This is a genomic window from Streptomyces sp. BE303 (genome assembly GCF_036290945.1).
In the GTDB taxonomy this organism is placed as follows: domain Bacteria; phylum Actinomycetota; class Actinomycetes; order Streptomycetales; family Streptomycetaceae; genus Kitasatospora.
Window position 1 is genome coordinate 1 of sequence record NZ_JAQYWZ010000631.1, and the last position, 1,085, is coordinate 1,085.

The following is a 1,085-nucleotide window of genomic DNA, read 5'->3' on the forward strand; positions in this document are numbered from 1 at the left end:
CCGTCTCGCCGTCGAGGGCACCCGGATCGCCGGTCTCGGCGGCGCCACCACGGCCGGTGACCTCGACCTGACCGGGTACACCGTCGTCCCCGGCTTCGTCGACCTGCACGTCCACGGCGGCGGCGGCGCCTCCTACGCCTCCGGGATCGCCGAGGAGGCCCTCAAGGTCGCCCGGACCCACCTCGAACACGGCACCACCACCACCATCGCCTCCACCGTGACCGGCGAGATCGACGAGGTCGCCCGCCAGGCCGCCGTGCTCTCCGAGCTCGTCGAGGACGGCGTCCTGGCCGGCGTCCACTTCGAGGGCCCCTTCATCTCCCACAACCGCTGCGGCGCCCACCGCCCCGACCTGCTCCGCGACCCCGACCCCGCACTGGTCCGCAAGCTCGTCGACGCCGCCCGCGGCCACGCCAAGATGGTCACCCTCGCCCCCGAGCTGCCCGGCGGCCTCGACTCCGTCCGCATGCTCGCCGACCTCGGCGTCATCGCCGCCGTCGGCCACACCGACTCCGACTACGCCAAGACCCTCGAAGCCATCGACGCCGGCGCCACCGTCGCCACCCACCTCTTCAACGCCATGCCCGGCATCGCCCACCGCGCCCCCGGCCCGATCGTGGCCCTCCTGGAGGACGAGCGGGTCACCGTCGAGCTCATCAACGACGGCGTCCACCTGCACCCCTCCGTCCTCGACCTCGCCTACGGCACCGCCGGCTCCTCCCGCGTCGCGCTGATCACCGACGCCATGGGCGCAGCCGGCATGGGCGACGGCCTCTACCCCCTCGGCCCCCTCCAGGTCGAGGTCAAGGACGGCGTGGCCCGGCTGGTCGAGGGCGGCGCGATCGCCGGCTCCACCCTCACCCTGGACGTCGCGTTCAAACGCTCCGTCGCCGTCAACGGGCTGACCCTAAACCAGGCCGTCGAGTCGCTCTCCACCGTCCCCGCCCGCCTGCTCGGCCTCGCCGACTCGGTCGGCACGCTGGAACCCGGCAAGAACGCCGACCTCGTGGTGCTCGACTCCGCCACCCACGACCTGGTCGCCGTCATGCGCCGCGGCGAGTGGATCACCGGGGCCGACCGCTTCG

At 73.6% G+C, this 1,085-nt stretch carries 1 protein-coding gene; it reads left to right on the forward strand.

All coding sequences use genetic code 11. From position 1 onward, the window contains the following. Positions 1 to 1,085: N-acetylglucosamine-6-phosphate deacetylase (gene nagA / locus PUR56_RS14430; RefSeq protein ID WP_329949202.1), on the forward strand; the 1,085-nt coding region annotated here is incomplete at both ends.